Genomic DNA, 17,260 nt, shown 5'->3' with positions numbered 1-17,260 from the left:
ACAAATAAATCCCCAGGCCGACCCGGCAAGGTCGGCCTGGGGATCGTCGATATCGATCAGGCCAGGTCGAAGCGATCGTTGTCGACCACCTTGGCCCACGCGGCGACGAAGTCGTCGACGAACCTCCCCTCGCCGCCCTCCTGCGCATACACCTCGGCCACCGCGCGCAGCACCGAGTGCGATCCGAAGACGAGATCGTTGGCGGTGGCCGTCCACTTGGTCTGGCCGGTGCGCCGGTCGGAACCTTCGTAGACGTTCTCCGTCGACTCGGACGCCTTCCACTCCGTGCCCTGGTCGAGCAGGTTGACGAAGAAGTCGTTCGTCAGGGTGCCCGGCCGGTCGGTGAAGACGCCGTGCGAGGTTCCGCCGAAATTGGCGCCGAGGGCGCGCAGGCCGCCGATCAGTACCGTCAGCTCCGGAGCCGTCACGTCGAGCATGTACGCCCGTTCGAGCAGCAGTCGCTCGAGCGGGGCCTTCTCGCCCTCGCGCACGTAGTTGCGGAACCCGTCGGCCCGCGGTTCGAGCACCGCGAACGACTCCACATCGGTGTTCTCCTGCGTGGCGTCGGTTCGTCCGGGCGCGAACGGCACCGTGACGTCGTAGCCCGCGTCCTTCGCGGCCTTCTCGACCGCCGCGGACCCGGCGAGGATGATCAGGTCGGCGAGCGAGACCTTCTTGCCGCCCGAGGCCGACCTGTTGAAATCCTGCTGGATCTGCTCGAGCATCGGGAGCACCTCGGTCAGCTCGGCCGGCTCGTTGATCTCCCAGCTCTTCTGCGGCTCCAGCCGGATCCTTGCGCCGTTGGCGCCGCCGCGCTTGTCGGTACTGCGGAAGGTCGCCGCCGACGCCCAGGCGGTCTTGACCAGCTGGGAGACCGACAGGCCGGACTCGAGCACCTTGCCCTTCAGCGCCGCGATGTCCTGCTCGTCGATCAGCTCGTGGTCGACCGCGGGCACCGGATCCTGCCACAGCTGCGGTTCGGCAACCCACGGCCCGAGATAGCGGCTGATCGGTCCCATGTCGCGGTGCAGCAGCTTGTACCATGCCTTGGCGAACGCCTCGGCGAGTTCCTCGGGGTGATCCAGCCAGCGGCGGGTGATCTCCCGGTAGATCGGGTCTTCCCGCAGGGACAGGTCCGTGGTCAGCATGGTGGGGGCCCGAGAGGGTCCGCCGAACGGATCCGGGATCGTGCCTTCGCCGGCGCCGTCCTTCGCCTTGTACTGCCACGCCCCGGCCGGGCTCTTGGTGAGCTCCCATTCGTAGCCGTAGAGGTTTTTCAGGAAGCCGTTGTCCCACTGGGTCGGGGCGGCTGTCCAGATGACCTCCAGGCCGCTCGTGATGGCGTCTTTGCCTTTGCCCGTGCCGTAGGCGCTCTTCCAGCCCAGGCCCTGCTGCTCGATCGGGGCGGCTTCGGGTTCCGCGCCGACGAGATCGGGGTCGCCCGCGCCGTGGGTCTTGCCGAAGGTGTGGCCGCCGACGATCAGTGCGGCGGTCTCCACGTCGTTCATCGCCATGCGGCGGAACGTCTCTCGGATGTCCCGTGCCGCGGCCACCGGGTCGGGCTTGCCGTTGGGCCCTTCCGGATTGACGTAGATCAGGCCCATCTGGACGGCGCCGAACGGGCGCGCCAGCTCACGGTCACCGCTGTAGCGTTCATCGCCGAGCCAGGTGTCCTCCGGGCCCCAGTAGACCTCTTCGGCCTCCCAGATATCCGGGCGACCGAAGCCGAAGCCGAAGGTCTGGAACCCCATCGACTCGAGGGCTACGTTGCCCGCGAACACCAGCAGATCGGCCCACGAGATCTTGGTGCCGTACTTCTGCTTGACCGGCCACAGCAGCCTGCGCGCCTTGTCCAGGCTGGCGTTGTCCGGCCAGCTGTTGAGCGGCGCGAAGCGTTGCGCGCCCTGACCGCCGCCGCCGCGTCCGTCGGCGATCCGGTAGGTGCCCGCCGCGTGCCAGCTCATCCTGATGAACAGGCCACCGTAGTTTCCGTAGTCGGCGGGCCACCAGTCCTGCGAATCGGTCATGACCGCGGCGACGTCGGCCTTCAGGGCGTCGACATCGAGCTTCTCGAATTCTTTCGCGTAGTCGAAATCCTCGCCCAACGGGTTGGATTTGGACGAGTGGGCGTGCAGCACCGAGACATCGATCTGCTCCGGCCACCAGTCTTCGTTGGTGCGGGGGCGATGGCCGGTCTGGGGAGTTGGGGACGTGATCGCCGGGTTCTCGCTCTCACTCGTGCTTCGAGTTCCGGCGTCAGGAGTGGATGGACGGCTATCGGATGTCACGACATTCCTTCCTGAGAGGTGGTGCGGGCTGCGATCAGCGAGGTGGTGATGCCGCACAGTCGGGGCACAGGCCCCAGTAGATGACCTCGGCTTCGTCGATCGAGAAGCCGCGATCGTCGGACGCGGTCAAACACGGGGACTCGCCGACCGCGCAATCGACGTCGGCGATCAACCCGCAGGTCCGGCATACGACGTGGTGGTGATTGTCGCCGACTCGCGACTCGTAACGCGCCACCGAGCCGGACGGCTGGATACAACGGATCAAGCCTGTCGCGGTGAGCACGCGCAACGAGTCGTACACCGCCTGGTGGGATACCGCCGACAGACGGGACCGCACGGCGCGGATGATCGAATCCGTGTCGGCGTGCGGACGATCGTGCACCGCGCTCAGCACCGCGACACGCGGAGCGGTCACGCGCAGCGAAACTTCCCGCAGCATTTGCTGGAATTCCGTGGCCGTGGGCACGCTCGGAAGTCTCGTCCGGTTTCTGGAACGAGTCAAGCATTTCGGCGGCCGGGTTTCGATTCGATGTGCGGCCACAATCGCCCCTGACCTGGGCCTCGGGCGCCGTTGCGCCACCGCGGAGGGGTTCGGCCGGATCCGCTCGGTCGAAGGTAGCGACGCGTCTGCTGCGACCACCGCGTCAGTCGATCACGGACCGTTTCCCCTCGCTTCGATCACCGAGTGGCGTGCACCGGCCGCCGCTCGGCGCTGCCGCGGTCAGGGCCGTCGCTCTCGACACTGCAGCGCTCCGCGGCGACGAGGTCTTGTCCCGGGCACGCGCTCTACTGCATCGCTCCACAATGCGCGCGGCTCCGGGACATCAGCAGGTTGCCACCAGGATCTGCTCCGATTCCGCGGGCCGCAGACCGTCGGCGCGGTCGGCGAAGTAGCGGCGCGTCAGCTCTTCGGACGAAATATGCTGGGCGGCAGGGAAACCCGCTTCCTCGGCGAGCGACACGACCTCGTCGGGGCGGAAGAAGCTGATGAACGGAGTGCCCGAGGCGCGGGCGCCCTGTTCGGCGAACCGGCGCATCTGCTGTTCGCCGGAGCCGACGAGTTCGAACGGCAGCATGAATGTCATGGCCAGGGTGGACCCGGGCGCGAGTGTCGAAATCTGACGCAGGGTGGCGATATTCGCCTCTCTCGTGAGGTACATCGAGACGCCGGTGGACGCCACGACCGCGGGCCTGCTCGGATCGAAACCGGCGGCCAGCAGACGCTCCCACCACGAGTCCACCTCGAAATCGACGGGTACCAGCCGCAACTGGTCCGTGAGGTCGAACCCGAGCTCGGCGAGGCGTTGGCGCTTCCACGCCTGCGGGCCGGGCTGGTCGACCTCGAACACCGTCAACCGCGCGGCCGACTCGGGCCTGCGCTGGGCGAAGGTGTCCAGTCCTGCGCCGAGCAGGACGTACTGATCCACGCCCTGGCCGACCTGTTCGGCGAGCAGATCCTCGACGAAGCGAGCGCGGGACACCATGCCCGCGCGCATCGGGCCGGTGGTCTGCGGATCCATATCCGGGCGCTGCTCCCAGCCGTCCTCGGGCCCCGCGAGCCGCAGCCCGATCTCGTCGTCGAAAACATGCGGGGCCGCATCGATCCGCACGTGCAGCGCCCGCCACAGCGCGGTCCGGATCGCGGTCTGATCCGGGGCGATCGTCAGCTCGTTCGGCATCGCGCTCACTCCTTGCCCGGTGCCTGTAGATTCCACTGCCGCCCGTCCGGGTCGCGGACGGTCATCTCCTGGGTCCCGTAGTGGGTCTGCTCGAATTCGGTGACGATCTCGACATCGCCGCCGGGGCGGCTCTGCGTGTCGGCGACCTTCATGACCAGCAGTGTCCGCGGATCCTGGGTCGGCGGGACCTCGGCCACGAAGACGGATGGGCCGTCACCGTTGCGAAACTGACCCGAACCGTGGCCGGTCTCGAACTCGACCTCGAATCCCAGCTCCTGCAGAAACCTGGCCTGCTTGCCCCAATTGTGGGTCTCCAGGAACACGGCATCGATGCCCTCGGTCCTCATTGCTGATCCTCTCCTGATGGTGACTGCGGGTGGGTGTCGCCGAGGTACGCGCGCAGCGCGGCGGCAACAAGCGCCGACAACGACATTCCCGACTCGATCGCCTGCAATTTGACCTGCTTGATCAGCCCGATCGGCAGATAGACGTTGAACTGCTTCACATCCTCGTCGCCCACGAGAGGATGCTAGCACGCTAGCTTGCTAGCATGCTAGCTCGAGCTTCCGATCAGAGTGACCGGTGGTCGGTCGTCGCGGATCTCCGGAGACCGACGCGGTTCAGCACCTGCACCACGATCGGCGCCGCGACGGCCGCCAAGACAGTGGCGACCACCTGCGCGAGCGCCGTGCTCATGAGGCAGCCGTCGCCGTAGCTTCGAGCGAGCCTGCCGGATTCTTCCGCGGCCCCTCTCGCGCGGGCGGCCGCTTCGGCTCCGTCCCAATGGGGAGATGTCATGGCGGTGAAGTCCTTTCGAGATCGGTGTCACCGACACTGTGACGCTATCGACCCGGAGGACGCGTCGAATCCGCCGAAATACTCAGCCTCGCTGCTCATTCCGTCGTTCCCGCGGGGCGCCGAATGAGTAGTGCCATTGAGTAGTTCGGCCGATGTCACCGAAACGTCGGCGCTCGTAGCGTTCGGTGCGTCAACACCGTGAGTTCGCGAAAGGCGGAGAAGCTATGCCATACATTCACATCACCCATGCCCCTGGCGCCGGTTTGACGGAATACCGTGCCGTGGTCGAAGCGCTCGGCCCGGAACCGGTGACGGGGAACCTGCTGCACATCGTCGGGGAATCCGACGGCGTCCTGCACGTGGTCGATGTCTGGGATTCGTCGGTGTCGGCCGATCGGTACGCGGCCGAGAGACTGTTCCCGGCGTTCGAGAAGGCCGGAGTGCGGCTGGGTCCCGATACGCGATGGGAGGTCTTCGACACCGAAATCATCCGGGGCACAATGGATTGACCCGGTGGAGGAGGCGGCGAGTGACATCCGGATTGATCGGTCGTGACCGCGAGCTCGCCGATCTGCTCCGCAGCCTGGACGGGGCGGTCGGCGGAATCCCGCAGCTGGTGACGTGCTCCGGTGAGGCGGGCATCGGCAAGACCAGGCTGATGACGGAGCTCGCCGGACGCGCGCGCAGCAGGGGCATACGCACCCTCTGGTCGAGAGCGATGGAATTGCCCGACGCGCCGCCCTTCCGGCTGTGGCAACCGGTGCTCGGCGACGGCTTCGGCGATGAACCGATCTCCGGCCGTGCGGCATTGTTCGAGAGGTTCGCGGCACGGCTCGATTCCGACGGGACCCCGACACTGTTCGTCATCGATGATGTGCAATGGGCCGACGAACCCTCGCTGCTCGGCCTGTTGCACGTGGTGCGTCAGCTGCGGACACAGCGAATCCTGGTGTGTGTCACCGAGCGCGACACCCTCGCCGACGCGGCGCCGGGCTGGCGAGTGATCAAACCGGAGCTGCTGAGGGAGGCAGCGGCCCGCACGATCCACCTCGCCGGCCTCACTTCGACAGCGGCCGCGGCGTGTCTCGCGGCGGAGGCGGGGCAGCCGGTGCCGGACGAGCTCGCCGCGCGCGTCCATGCGGCAACCGGCGGAAATCCGTTCTACCTGAGAGAATTCGGCCGCGCGTTCCGGGACGGCGCGGACCGCCGGCTGCCCGTGCCCGCCACCCTGCGGCAGGTGATCCAGGGCCGAGTGGCGCGGTCGTCACCCCGGGCGCAGGAGTTCCTGCGCGCCGCCTCGATCATGGGCGACCAGTTCGCGATCGCCGTCGTCGCCCGCCTGATCGGGCGACCGGCAGCCGAATGCCTGTCCGCCGTGGACGAGGCCGCCGCAACCGGGTTGTTGACCACCACGACCGAGCCCGGCTCGATGCGATTCGGGCACGCACTGGTCAAGGAGGCGTTGCGGGAGGGGCTGCCGCTACAACAGCGCGTGGTATGGCACACGCGTGCGGCGAACGCCATCGAGGCGTTGTATCCCGATGCGCTGGACGCGTTTTCGGCAGCGCTGGCATGGCACTACGCGGAGGCGGCGATCGCCGGAGATCGCGAGCCCGCCCGGCGGTGGGCGCTTCGCGCGGGCGATCTGGCGTTGCGTGAACTGGCTTTCGAGGAGGCCGTCCGGCTGTACGGGCTCGCGGTGGCCAATGCCGACGACGCGCCGCCCGGCAAGCGGAGCCGGATGCTGCTTGCCCGGGCCACGGCAAGCCAGCGGGCCGGTGATCTGGCCGCGGCGCGCGCCGATTGCTCGGCGGCCGTGGCCCTGGCCCGCCGCACGAACGACGCGACGTTGTCCGCCGAGTGCGCACTGGTCCTCGAACCGATCGGAGATCGGTTGTGGGACCGTGACATTCACGCGTGGTGCGCCGAGGCGCTGGCGGGCGATGTCCCCGACCTGCTGCGGGCACGACTGCTGGCCCGCCTCACCGAGGCTGCCGTCTATCTCGGGCAACTCGATGAAGTAGCCGAAACCAGCGGTGCGGCAATGGCTCTCGCCGCCACAGTGGCGGACGACGAAACCAGGGTGGCGGCGCTGCGCGCGCGTCAGCTCGCCTGCACCGGGCCGGAACATCGCGACGAGTACGCCGTCCTCGCCGCCGAGATGGTGTCCGCCGGTGTCCGCACGGGCGACGCCGCGGCCGAGATGTGGGGCCACCTGTGGACCATCGACAGCCTCTGGGCGCGCGGAGCGATCACCGGCATCGCGACCGAACTGTCCCGGCTGCGCTGGTGCGTGCGGCACACCGGCGGCCCGATGGCGAACTGGCATCTCTTGATCGCCGAGGCCGCGCTCGCCCAAGGGCGTGGTGATCTCGCGGAAGCGACACGCCTCGGCGAGGAGGCATACCGGCTGGCAGAGTCGGTCGCCCACCCGGCGGGCGAAGGCGCCTACCGCGCATTGCTCACGGTGATCGGCCATCACGGCGGCCAGTCCGACGTCTCGTGCACGCCGCCTCCGCCGCGCATGAGCGGCGAGGTGCGCAACGCATTGTTCGCGGCACTGGGCATGGCGTTTCCGCTGGTGGAACTCGGCCGGCTGCACGAAGGCGAATCGTTGTACCGCAGCCTCGGGCCTCCGCAGAAGTGGGAGATCCCGCCCTATTTCCTGCTGGATGCCCTGGTGACCGGAGGTGCGGTCGCCAGCAGGCTCGGGGCTGTCGACGATATCCGGTATTTCGCCGACCGCCTCGGCGAGCATCGCGGATTCCACGTGGCGGGCACCGGTGGAAGCGGTCACTACCTCGGACCGGTCGAATTGTGGCTGGGTAAGTTCGCTGCCGCGCTGGGTGACGCCGACTCCGCCGCAGCCGACCTGCGCAGCGCGGGACGGATCTGCCGTGACATCGGCGCCCGGTGCTTCGCGGTCGAGGCCGACTGCGAGCTCGCCGAACTGGTCGTGGCGGACGCACCCGAGGAAGCTCTGGCTTTGGCGAAAAGAGCTCTGCCCCTCGCGGAGAGCTGCGGCATGGCGCCGTGGGCGCAGCGCCTGCGAACGATCATCGGCGTGTACGCGCAGTCGACGACACTGTCACCCCGCGAGCTCGAGGTCGCCGAACTGGTCGCCACCGGCGCGACCAACCGCGACATCGCGCGCATCCTGATCATCTCCGAACGGACGGCACAGAACCACGTCCAGCACATCCTTACCAAGCTCGGCGTCAACAACCGCAGTCAGATCACGGCCTGGATGCGCCGGTCCGGCTGACAGCCGCACTTTCCTGCGGGAATCCTACTTCGGGCGGGTCTTGCACCGTGGAGTTCGCCGCGCCGCCCGGCAGCTGCCCGGTCTGTCGGGGCGCGCCGATAGTCTGCCGGGATGGTCAGTCCCGATTCGGCGCTGCGTCGTGTGCTGCGTGAGACAGGAAAGTTGCTACAGCCGTATGGGTTTCATGGTTCGGATCCGGTGTGGGTGCGGATCGAGCCGGGTGGTGTCGCCTCCGTCGGCCGCACCCGGGTGACCCGCACGTGGACCGGTGGACAGCAAGTCCTCGCATTCGGGCTGGAGCTGAACGCCACGCCGACGGCTTGGTGGGAATTCTGCAACTGGCGCGACGCTCGGCTGGGTCTGCCGCCGACGCCGCTGGAGAAGGCCGCGGGCCCGGACCTGCTCACCTCCCATCGTCTGCCGGACGAGCTGACCGCGCTGTGGTCGGTGCGACTCGACCCGGAGCAACCGGGTCAGCACGTCCTGCAAGCCGATATCGATGCCATTCGCACCGAGTTGCCCCGCCGCGTACACGCTTACGCGCGCCGCGCATTGCAGCTGGTGGAGCCGGATCGGTACCTGGATGAGCTGCTGGATCGGCCGGACAAGGGGATCGGGGAGTGGGAGGTGATCGTGGTTCTGCTCGCCGATCGTGGTTCGGGGCCCCAACTCGATGACGCGATACGCCGGCTCCGAGTGTGCTTGTCGGAGCATGATGCGGCGGCCTACGAAGAGAACGTCATCGCGTACGCGCAGACCAGGGCCGCGCTGGTCTGAAGGCATCGAGGTCGTCGGAACCCGGGTGGTTACTGTTTCCGATTCGGTCCCGAGATGCTTGGGACAGAGCCGGATTCAGGTGAAAACGAGGGCCAGGAACCCGGAGGTGTAGGCGAGCGCGAAGAGGATGGGGATCCACTCCTCGATGTGCGAGAGGGGCCAGTACCGTGCTCGGTCCTTTCCTTCACCCAGCGCCCACCATTCGGCACGCCAGAAGGGGGAGGCGGGGAGTCGTTCCTCCAGGGCGCCGACGACCTGGTACTTGGCACTGTTGAGGAGCCGGTAGCTGCGGACCAGGTAGAACCACGCGAAACACTGGCCGAGGATCGCGGCCAAGGGGATCGCCAGCCACCAGACCTTGTCGTTCGGCGGGGCTTTCCCGAAGGCGGCCGTGAAGGTGAAGATGCCGGTGTTGAGTGTCAGGAAGAAGGAGTTCGCCAGGCCGCGCCTAGCGCTCACCCGGTCGGCCATCTCGACGCAGAGCCGGTACTGTTCGAGCACCGCACTCTCGAAGGTGGCGGTGCGGTTGTCGGAGTCTTCCGGTGCGTCGTTCCAGAGTCGGGTGCGAAGCTCGGATCGCTGATCGTCGTGGTGCACCGCCGACCTCCTCGTGTCGTTCTGGGCGTCCGGCTCGATCCGTCTCTTCCGGAGGCGTGGCCGGTAGGTGCGGACTCCGCTTCGGCGCCGAACTGCTTGGTTTGCAAAGGCTTTGGATTCAGCTGGCATAACGGCACGTCATCTTCCAGCCGGATGGCACGTAGGTCTGTACTTGGGCTCGGGTCACGAACGGAGTGGCGAGTTCGCACGCCTTGTTCGCGTCCCAGGGGCGGTCCCACAGTCGCACGGTGTGATCGGCGCCGGCGGTGGCCAGCCGCATGCCATCCGGGCTGAACGCCACCGCGTACACGGCGGCGGTGTGGCCGGTGAGTGGGGGACCGATCGGCCTACCGGTAGTCGGGTCCCACAACCGCACGGTGTTGTCCGAGCCTGCGGTGGCCGACAAGGTATCGGACGGGGCGAACGCGACGTTGTTCACCCCGTCGGTGTGGCCGATGAGCGGCGGACCTGTGGGTTGTCCGTCGGTCGCGTTCCACAGCCGCACGGTGTGGTCGGTGTCGGCGGTGGCCAGCCGGGTGCCGTCGTGGCTGAACGCCACCGCGGAGACCCCGCCGGTGTGGTCGATGAGTGGTCCGTCGACCGGCTTGCCGGTGGCCGGGTCCCACAGCCGCACGGGATGGTCGTCGAAGAGTCCTGCGGTGACCAGTCGGGAACCGTCTGGGCTGAACGCCAACGAGTACACCGGACCGGTGTGGCCGGTGAGCGGCGCACCGATAGGCCGTCCGCCGGTGGGATCCCACAGCCGCACAGTCCGATCCTGTCCTGCGGTGGCCAACCGCGTGCCGTCCGGGCTGAAGGCCACATCGAGCACCGCCTCGGTGTGGCCGGTGAGCGGAGGGCCGACGGGTTGTCCGGTAACGGGGTCCCACAGTCGCACGGTGTTGTCTGCGCCCGCGGTCGCCAGCCGAGTGCCGTCGGGGCTGAATGCCACCGCAGCTACCGGGCCAGTGTGTCCGGTGAGCGGTGCACCGATCGGCTTGCCGGTGGCCGGGTCCCAGATCCGCACAGCGCCATCCCGGCTGACGGTGGCCAAGCGGGTGTCGTCCGGACTGAACGCCACGTCGAGCACCCCGTCGGTGTGTCCGGTGAGCGGTGCACCGACCGGCGCGCGAGTACTGACGTCCCAAAGCCGCACCGCGTCGTCATCACCGCCGGTGGCCAGCCGAGTGCCTTCCGGGTCGAACGCCACCGCGTTCACCTCGCCGGTGTGGCCGGTGATCGGTTCACCGAGGGAATGACCGGTGGCGAGGTCCCATAGACGGACGGTGGTGTCGTTGCCTGCGGTGGCCAGCCGGGTCCCATCCGGGCTGAATGCCACGGAGTGCACCGTGGCGGTGTGGCCGGTGAGCGGGGTGCCGAGCGGCTGACCGGTGGTGGCGTCCCACAATCGCACGGTGTTGTCTCCACTGGCGGAGGCCAGCACGGCGCTGTCCGGGCTGAACGCCACGTCCGCCACCCAGTCCGTGTGGCCGGTGAGCGCGGGACCGACCTGTCCGCCGGTCGCCGGGTCCCACAACCGCACGGTGTGATCGGCGCCCGCGGTGGCCAAGCGAGTGCCATCCGAGTTGAACGCCACGTCGGACACCGCGTTGGAGTCGCCGACGATCGGTTCACCGACTTGCTGTCCGGTCGCCGGATTCCACAGCCGCACCGTTCCGTCCCAGCTTGCGGAGGCCAGCACTGTGCCGTCCGGGCTGAACGCCACCCCGTTCACCCTGTCGATGTGTCCGGTGAGTGGGGGACCGACCTGCCTGCCGAGGGCGGTGTCCCACAGTCGGACGGTGTTGTCCGCGCCGGCCGTGGCCAGCCGGCTGCCGTCCGGGCTGAAAGCTACCGAGTACACCCGCTCTTGGTCGCCGGTGAGTGGGTCGCCGACCGGCGCGCCGGTCGCCGGATCCCACAGTCGCACAGTGCCATCCATGCTCGCGGAGGCCAGCCGGGTTCCGTCCGGGCTGAACGTCACGTCGTTCACCCAGTCGGTGTGGCCGGTGAGCGGTGCGGCGGCTTGCTGCCCGGGGGCCTTGCCGAAGGCGATGCGGGCGTTGACCAGTGCGCTGGTGGCCTGCCACAGCGGGGCCGGCGTCGCTCGGCTGCTCTCGGCGGCAAGCGCGAGTGCGAGCCCGGCGTTGCCGGGCGCGGCATCGCGGGAGGCCGCGGCCAGGGCGAGAGCGACCGCCTCGTTGCGTTGTCGTTCCGCCTCGTGCTGCTGGTGGATCGCTTCCCGCCGTTGATCGAGCGCGATGGTCGCGGCGGCGAGGGCGATGACGGTCAGCAGGGCCAATCCGGTGACAGCGGCACGACGCAACCGCCGGAAGCGACGTTGCTCACGCAGGTCTTCGCTGGCCAGTTCGTATTTGGGCTTGCCGTGGACGGGGGCGGCCAGATCGATGACCTTCTCCCGGAACATCGGTGCGCGCGGGTCCCACGGCGCATCGTCGGTGACGTCGACGTAGAACGGTTCGGTCGTCAGGACACCCGGTCGTGTCAGCACCGGCAGGGCCACGTCGGATCGGTCCGGGTCGAACCGCCCGGTCTTCTCGTCCCAGATCAGGCGTCCTCCGGTGACGACGAACAGCAGGTTGTCCGATCCGCGGCGCGCCAGCCAGTGCGCGACTTCCTTGTCGACCCAGCCCGAGGCGGCCGCGTGCGGGGAGAGGACGACGACCAGGAACCGGGCCCGGTCCATCGCTTCGGCGACCTTGCCCCACAGGTCGGGACTGGCGGTGAGGTCGGTAGCGTCGCGAAACACACGCAGTGCGTGCAGGTGGCCCATGCGCCGGCCGATGCGGTGCAGGCCTTTCTGAATTCCGGCGGCGACCGGTCGATCGCGGTGGGTATAGGAGATGAAGGCGTCGTAGTCGAACGACGCCCCCTGTCCGCGAGCCGGCTGCTCCAGAGCAGCGGCAGGCTGTGCGCACATGGAAGATCTCCCGAGCCGAGACGTATGGGGCTGCGATATGCGAGCCTGAACGATACGAATGCGGATGTCGCGGGTAGTTCACTACTCGGGTTTACGGCAGGTCGAGAACCTCCCCGTGACCAGCAGTGCGGCGGACCCAGCGCGCACCGCGCCTGGGCGGCCGCCGCCTAGGCGCGGTGCGCGGACAAGCTGGAATCCCATGCCGATCCGATCGCCGATCATCGCCAGGTCGTCAGCCACCGGATCAGCCGTCGGACGGGCTCAGGGGAGGACGTTCGGAATGAGCTCCGGAGCCTGCTCCGCCACTGCCGATCCGATGAACGAGCCCGCGTAGTAACCGGCGTAGGTGCCGACCACGCCGCCGATCACACCGCCTGCGACGACTCCGATCGGTACGGCCGAACCACCCGTCGGCCCGGCGAGAGGCGTGGCGAGCGCGGCTCCGACGGTGCCGCCGAGCACCGCTCCGGTCACGCCTCCGATCACCTGGCCCGCGGTCTGGCCGATGTAGGTGCCGTTCTCGTTCGGGCTCGCGATCGCCGTCGCGTGAGCGACCGGTGCGGCCTGGGGGAGCGGCTCTACCGCCGAGGGCTCGACACTTTCGGCCACCGGATTCGATACGGCCGAGCTCGGAACGAAGTGGGCTGGGATCGCCGCCGGTGACTGGGTCGCGTATACGAGCGTGGCGGTGTCGGGCGCGTGCTCGACAGCCTGCGCGGGGGCGGCGTGCGCCGTAGTGACACCCAGATCGCCGAGGCTGACGGCAGCAGGCAGCGCCATCGCAACCGGTATTCCGCGCAGAACTTTGCTGCGCCTGCTCATCGCACGATGCCGACCGGCCATGTGTCTCCGCCTCTCCGTGAAAACGTCTGCTGTCGTCCGGGTATCGGCGGCCGCTTGCGGGGCACAACAGGAATGTGACCGGGTTCGCGCCCTGTCGCCGCGGCTATGGGTCGTTGGCCGGGCCGCTTCGCTCCGCGACCCAGGCCGCGATCTGGGCGCGTGAGGTGGCGCGGGAGCCTGCGAAGGCGTTGCGGGTGAACAGAAGTCGTGATCGGCATCGACAAGTTGCGGTCGAGCTGCGAAGAACGTCCGGGCGTGGGAGTTTATGATCTCGAAATCCGGGCGGCCACAACAGGACTGCCCTACATGCCTGCTTGGAGAACGCATTGAACAGCCCGTACTCGCCTGTTGCGGAGCTCAACCTGCTGATGGAGTTGCAGGAGAGACTCGGCTACGAGAATTACGCCGACGGTTTCGGCCTGACCGACTTCGGAGACCTCTCGGGCCTGGTGGCGGGCTGGTCGAAGGATCCGGAGTTCACCGACCGGCTGATTCCCTTCGCGCAGGCCAACGGTTCCGGTTCGTTCTACGCGCTGTGGCGTTTCGACGACCGAGACGATCCGGCGACGCTGCCCGTCGTCGTCTTCGGAGACGAGGGCGGGCAGCATGTCGTCGCCCGTCATCTGCGGGAGTTGTTTCAGCTCCTCGGCTTCGACTCGGAGATACGAGTCGATTGGGACGAGGTGTACTTCTACCGCGAGGAGGACGAGGAGTACAGCGACGGGCACGACGAGTTCGTGACGTGGCTCGACGAGCACTTCGGCCTGCCGGTGGCGGAGGACCCCGCGGCCGTTCTCGCGGCGGCGCAGGCGGGGCTGGGGGAGCGGTTCACCGAGTGGGCAAGGCCGTTCCTGGAGCACTGATGTCCAGCCGACCGGCGAGCCGCAAGTCTGGGCGGGTCGATGCCGTGAATATCGCACGCCGGGCTGTTTACTGGCAGGTGCTCGTTACCGCTCCGTGCCGAATGCGCAGGCAGCGCGGTGAATGCGGCCGTCGGCAACGCTGATCCGATCATGTCATCGATCGTCACGGCGTCACCGGCACGGATGCGGGCCGGAATCGACTGTGAGGAGGGCTAGTGACGAATAACGTGGTTCGCCGGGCTGCCGGCGCGGGCGTCAAGCTGGGTGTCGCGGGTACGGTGGCCGGTGCGCTGGTGCTGGGACAGCACACCGTCGCTCACGCCGCGCAGACGACCACGTTCCAGCTTCCGCTGATGAAGTTGACCCAAACATGGGGTATTCCATCGCAATTCAACGTCTACCTGACGGCGACCGTCGGTGACCAACCCGGCGTCACCACCTTCGGCGTCGCCAATCCCAGCCCCTTCGGCGGTGGCAGCATTTTCGACTCCCACGCCCGGATCTACTGGTCGAACACGACGACCGGAGCGTCCGGCATGGTCGACGTGGCGGATCGGGAAACGGCGCAGCGGCCCTGCGACTGCGCCCCGGCGCCGGTGCCGGTGTTCACCGGAGCGGGCGATATCGTCGCGGTCGCGTTCGCGGGCGGCTTCGCCATCAATATCTCCTCGGGCCTCGGTCTCTTCAGGGCTGTGTGAGCCTGGCTGCACGGCGTCGGAACCGCTCGATCCCACCGTCCTCACCGCTATCTGGCATCGCTCGGTGTGGGGTCGAAGCAGCAAGGCTTTCTCTCCGATCGGCCCGGGCGGGCATGGAACTCCGCCCGGGCCGATCGCCGAGTTGCTGTCACCCCGAACGAGTTTCGCCCGGTGGGTGCTGGATTCGCTCGCCGAAGGCTGGGTTTCCGGCAGGCCGGGCCGCGCGCGTCGAGGGCGGTCGGAACCCGATCGGCGAGCGCCATGTGCTGCCGCTGCGTCCATACCGAAATCTGTTGGTGAACAGAGGGTTTACCGACCTTCGGCGGCGGCGCGCAGGTCGGTCAGCCAGGCTTCGAGACCGGCCCCGAGGAACTGGGTGGAGGTCGCTACGTCGGCTTCGACCTGGGCTCCGTTCCAGTTCTCCTCGGTGCGCACGAGGACGCCGCCGTCCACCGGGGTGAAAGTCCAGACGTGGATGCCGTTGTCGATGCCGATCCCGTCGCCGATCGCAGGCCCGCTCCAGCGGATGCAGCGCTGGGGCTCTATCTGCTGAACGGTCGAGGTGATCGTGAGGGTGGTCGCGGGAGTCGTGGCGGTGGCGGGGACGGGGGTGGTCCACCGGAATTGTGAACCGGGCTGCAGTGGACCGGAATCCAGGCGCTTGTTGCTGGTGACGGGCTTCTGCCAGGTCGGCCAGCGTTCCACGTCGGTCTGCAAGTTCCAGATGGTGTCCAGCGGCGCCTTGATCAGGGTCTCGGTGCGGTAGTGGATCGGGGCGGCGGGATCGATGCCTTGTCCCCCGCAGGTCAGCGGAGCCGAGTCCGGCGAGCCGTCGGCGAGGGCCTGTGTGGCGGTGGCGCCGGCGATCGCGGCGGTCAGGGCGATACCGAGCAGGGCGGTTCGTCCACGGCGGCTGCGCGTGGCGCCGGAGGTGGTCTGCGTTTTCGGTGTGCTGGCCGGGCGGGTGTCGGTCATGGTTCTGCTCCTTGTCGGCGGCGGGCGAGGGAGTGTTATTCGGTCTCGCTTAAGTTAGAAGCTATAACAGATCACGGTGAGAGGCAAGAGTCAAAGTGATAGCCTCTAACCAACGTCGGAGAGACACAGTGGGAAAGGGGTGGACCATGACGGACACAGGGGTGCGCAGCCCGCGGGAGCGCTATCGCGCGCAGATGCGTGCGGAGATCAAGCAGTGCGCCTGGGAGCAGATCGCCACGGCGGGAACGTCCGCGCTGTCGCTCAACGCGATCGCCAAGCAGGTGGGCATGAGCGGCCCCGCCCTGTACCGGTACTTCGCGGGCCGCGACGAGTTGATCACCGAACTCATTCGCGACGCCTACCGAAGTCTTGCCGATACCCTCCGCGCGGCCCGAGACTCCGGCGCCGACGTGACCGGGCTGGCCTACGCCCTACGGGAATGGGCCTTGGCCGACCCTCAGCGGTACTTGCTCATCTACGGCACACCGGTTCCCGGCTATCGCGCACCCGACGACACCACCGCGATCTCGAACGAGACCATGACGATGCTGATCGAGGGATTCTCCGCGCTGCCCCTCGACAAGCGGGCGACACCGTTCGACACCCACCTCGAACACCATCGCCGATGGGCCCCCGACGACTCCGTGCCTACCGCGACCCTGCACCGCGCCCTGTCGTTCTGGACCCGAATCCACGGCGTCCTCTCCCTCGAACTCGCCGGGCACTTCACCGGAATGGAGTTCGACCCCGCCCTCCTGTTCGACGACGAACTGAAAACCCTCGTGACCGACTGACCGCGATCCCACTCCCACCGGCTTGTCGCCACCGTGCGGCCGGTCCCGGAGGCGGCGCACGGGAGACACTGGCTCCCTTTTGGTTTCGCGATGAATCTCGTCGAGAATCGGGTCATGACTACTGGGGGATCCGGCGGCAGACCGCGCGGCGTGAGTCTGGATGTCGTTCACTGGCACATCCTTCGAGAGGACGCCAGGTTTGCCGCGGGGTGACGACGCGGGCGACCGCTGTGCTGAGTACGAATGCGCTCGTGGTCGCGGGAACGGCGCTGGCGTTCTCGTCGAGGGGCTCGAAGCCGTTGAGTCCGTGGGTGTTCGCGCTGGCGGTCGGCACGCTGGTGCTCGTCGCGGGCTCGGTCATCTACGCGACGCAAGCATTGGTTCTCTTGCGGCGTCGACCGTTGGGCAAGGTCTTCGCACCGCGCAGCGCGGCGTCCGAGCTCTACAACTATCCCTACATCGGTCGCACCTGGTCGAGCTTCGAAGACTTCCATGCCTCGGTGATGAGCCAGTCGCCGGAGCAGCAGCTCAAAGGGGCGCTCGACGAGCTGTGGCGGACGTCGCACCTCTACCTCTACCGCTACCTGAAGTTCCGCAAGGCCACGTGGTTGTTGCTGGCGTCCATCGGGCTGCTGCTGGCGACCGTACTCTTGGCGGCCGTGTCCTGAGAGATCGCGAGCTTCTCGGCCCTTCGCGCTCGCCGACTGCGGCGGCGCAGATCGACCGGACGGGCTCGAGTAGG

At 68.0% G+C, this 17,260-nt stretch carries 17 protein-coding genes; 7 read left to right on the top strand and 10 right to left on the bottom strand.

Annotated elements, in window-relative coordinates:
* Positions 1–56: 56 nt before the first annotated feature.
* The 6 genes from katG to AC3ERS_RS24850 all read right to left on the bottom strand — a co-directional run bounded on the left by katG (position 57) and on the right by AC3ERS_RS24850 (position 4,765).
* Entirely contained in the window at positions 57–2,288 is a 2,232-nt protein-coding gene (gene katG / locus AC3ERS_RS24875) for a catalase/peroxidase HPI (protein ID WP_431970495.1), read from the bottom strand.
* Positions 2,289–2,322: 34 nt separating this feature from the next.
* The gene (locus AC3ERS_RS24870) at positions 2,323–2,727 is read right to left on the bottom strand and encodes a Fur family transcriptional regulator (protein ID WP_431970626.1); all 405 of its coding nucleotides are present in this window, start codon (positions 2,725–2,727) and stop codon (positions 2,323–2,325) included.
* A gap of 385 nt (positions 2,728–3,112) precedes the next feature.
* Complete coding sequence (locus AC3ERS_RS24865) at positions 3,113–3,967, bottom strand: class I SAM-dependent methyltransferase (RefSeq protein WP_431970494.1); 855 nt, start codon at positions 3,965–3,967, stop codon at positions 3,113–3,115.
* A 5-nt stretch (positions 3,968–3,972) separates the two neighbouring features.
* Positions 3,973–4,314, bottom strand: coding sequence for a VOC family protein (locus AC3ERS_RS24860; protein WP_431970493.1), 342 nt, complete (start codon positions 4,312–4,314; stop codon positions 3,973–3,975).
* Positions 4,311–4,487, bottom strand: a complete 177-nt coding sequence (locus AC3ERS_RS24855) for a CopG family transcriptional regulator (protein WP_431970492.1) — start codon at positions 4,485–4,487, stop codon at positions 4,311–4,313. The genes AC3ERS_RS24860 and AC3ERS_RS24855 overlap by 4 nt, the downstream gene beginning before the upstream one ends.
* 50 nt (positions 4,488–4,537) lie before the next feature.
* On the bottom strand, positions 4,538–4,765 hold the full coding sequence (locus AC3ERS_RS24850) for a hypothetical protein (protein WP_431970491.1): 228 nt from the start codon (positions 4,763–4,765) through the stop codon (positions 4,538–4,540).
* A gap of 224 nt (positions 4,766–4,989) precedes the next feature.
* On the opposite strand from AC3ERS_RS24850, the gene AC3ERS_RS24845 reads away from it, so the two are divergent.
* From AC3ERS_RS24845 to AC3ERS_RS24835, 3 genes are all read left to right on the top strand, one after another.
* Positions 4,990–5,274, top strand: a complete 285-nt coding sequence (locus AC3ERS_RS24845) for a hypothetical protein (protein ID WP_431970490.1) — start codon at positions 4,990–4,992, stop codon at positions 5,272–5,274.
* Positions 5,275–5,294: 20 nt separating this feature from the next.
* Positions 5,295–8,030 carry a helix-turn-helix transcriptional regulator gene (locus AC3ERS_RS24840; RefSeq protein ID WP_431970489.1) on the top strand — a complete coding sequence of 912 codons (2,736 nt, stop codon included), beginning with the start codon at positions 5,295–5,297 and terminating at the stop codon, positions 8,028–8,030.
* Positions 8,031–8,141: 111 nt separating this feature from the next.
* The gene (locus AC3ERS_RS24835) at positions 8,142–8,807 is read left to right on the top strand and encodes a hypothetical protein (protein WP_431970488.1); all 666 of its coding nucleotides are present in this window, start codon (positions 8,142–8,144) and stop codon (positions 8,805–8,807) included.
* Positions 8,808–8,882: 75 nt separating this feature from the next.
* Here the strand turns inward: AC3ERS_RS24835 and AC3ERS_RS24830 are convergent, their stop codons facing one another.
* The 3 genes from AC3ERS_RS24830 to AC3ERS_RS24820 form a co-directional block, all read right to left on the bottom strand.
* The gene (locus AC3ERS_RS24830) at positions 8,883–9,404 is read right to left on the bottom strand and encodes a RipA family octameric membrane protein (protein WP_431970487.1); all 522 of its coding nucleotides are present in this window, start codon (positions 9,402–9,404) and stop codon (positions 8,883–8,885) included.
* Between the two features lie 118 nt (positions 9,405–9,522).
* Positions 9,523–12,345 carry a TIR domain-containing protein gene (locus tag AC3ERS_RS24825; RefSeq protein WP_431970486.1) on the bottom strand — a complete coding sequence of 941 codons (2,823 nt, stop codon included), beginning with the start codon at positions 12,343–12,345 and terminating at the stop codon, positions 9,523–9,525.
* A gap of 261 nt (positions 12,346–12,606) precedes the next feature.
* Positions 12,607–13,167, bottom strand: coding sequence for a hypothetical protein (locus AC3ERS_RS24820; RefSeq protein WP_488186860.1), 561 nt, complete (start codon positions 13,165–13,167; stop codon positions 12,607–12,609).
* A 335-nt stretch (positions 13,168–13,502) separates the two neighbouring features.
* Here AC3ERS_RS24820 and AC3ERS_RS24815 point away from each other — a divergent pair, with 335 nt between their 5' ends.
* Together AC3ERS_RS24815 and AC3ERS_RS24810 are read left to right on the top strand one after the other, a co-directional pair.
* Positions 13,503–14,051: a hypothetical protein gene (locus AC3ERS_RS24815; protein WP_431970484.1), complete on the top strand. Its 549-nt coding sequence runs from the start codon at positions 13,503–13,505 to the stop codon at positions 14,049–14,051.
* Between the two features lie 215 nt (positions 14,052–14,266).
* The gene (locus AC3ERS_RS24810; protein WP_431970483.1) at positions 14,267–14,749 is read left to right on the top strand and encodes a hypothetical protein; all 483 of its coding nucleotides are present in this window, start codon (positions 14,267–14,269) and stop codon (positions 14,747–14,749) included.
* 309 nt (positions 14,750–15,058) lie between these two features.
* Here the strand turns inward: AC3ERS_RS24810 and AC3ERS_RS24805 are convergent, their stop codons facing one another.
* Positions 15,059–15,724, bottom strand: coding sequence for an SRPBCC family protein (locus AC3ERS_RS24805; RefSeq protein WP_431970482.1), 666 nt, complete (start codon positions 15,722–15,724; stop codon positions 15,059–15,061).
* 146 nt (positions 15,725–15,870) lie between these two features.
* Here AC3ERS_RS24805 and AC3ERS_RS24800 point away from each other — a divergent pair, with 146 nt between their 5' ends.
* The gene (locus AC3ERS_RS24800) at positions 15,871–16,518 is read left to right on the top strand and encodes a TetR/AcrR family transcriptional regulator (protein WP_431970481.1); all 648 of its coding nucleotides are present in this window, start codon (positions 15,871–15,873) and stop codon (positions 16,516–16,518) included.
* 230 nt (positions 16,519–16,748) lie between these two features.
* Complete coding sequence (locus AC3ERS_RS24795; RefSeq protein WP_431970480.1) at positions 16,749–17,186, top strand: Pycsar system effector family protein; 438 nt, start codon at positions 16,749–16,751, stop codon at positions 17,184–17,186.
* Positions 17,187–17,260 lie beyond the last annotated feature (74 nt).

Source organism: Nocardia sp. bgisy134, from assembly GCF_057708325.1.
The sequence above is the reverse complement of the archived record's forward strand: the minus strand, read 5'-3'. Positions and strand labels throughout refer to the sequence as shown.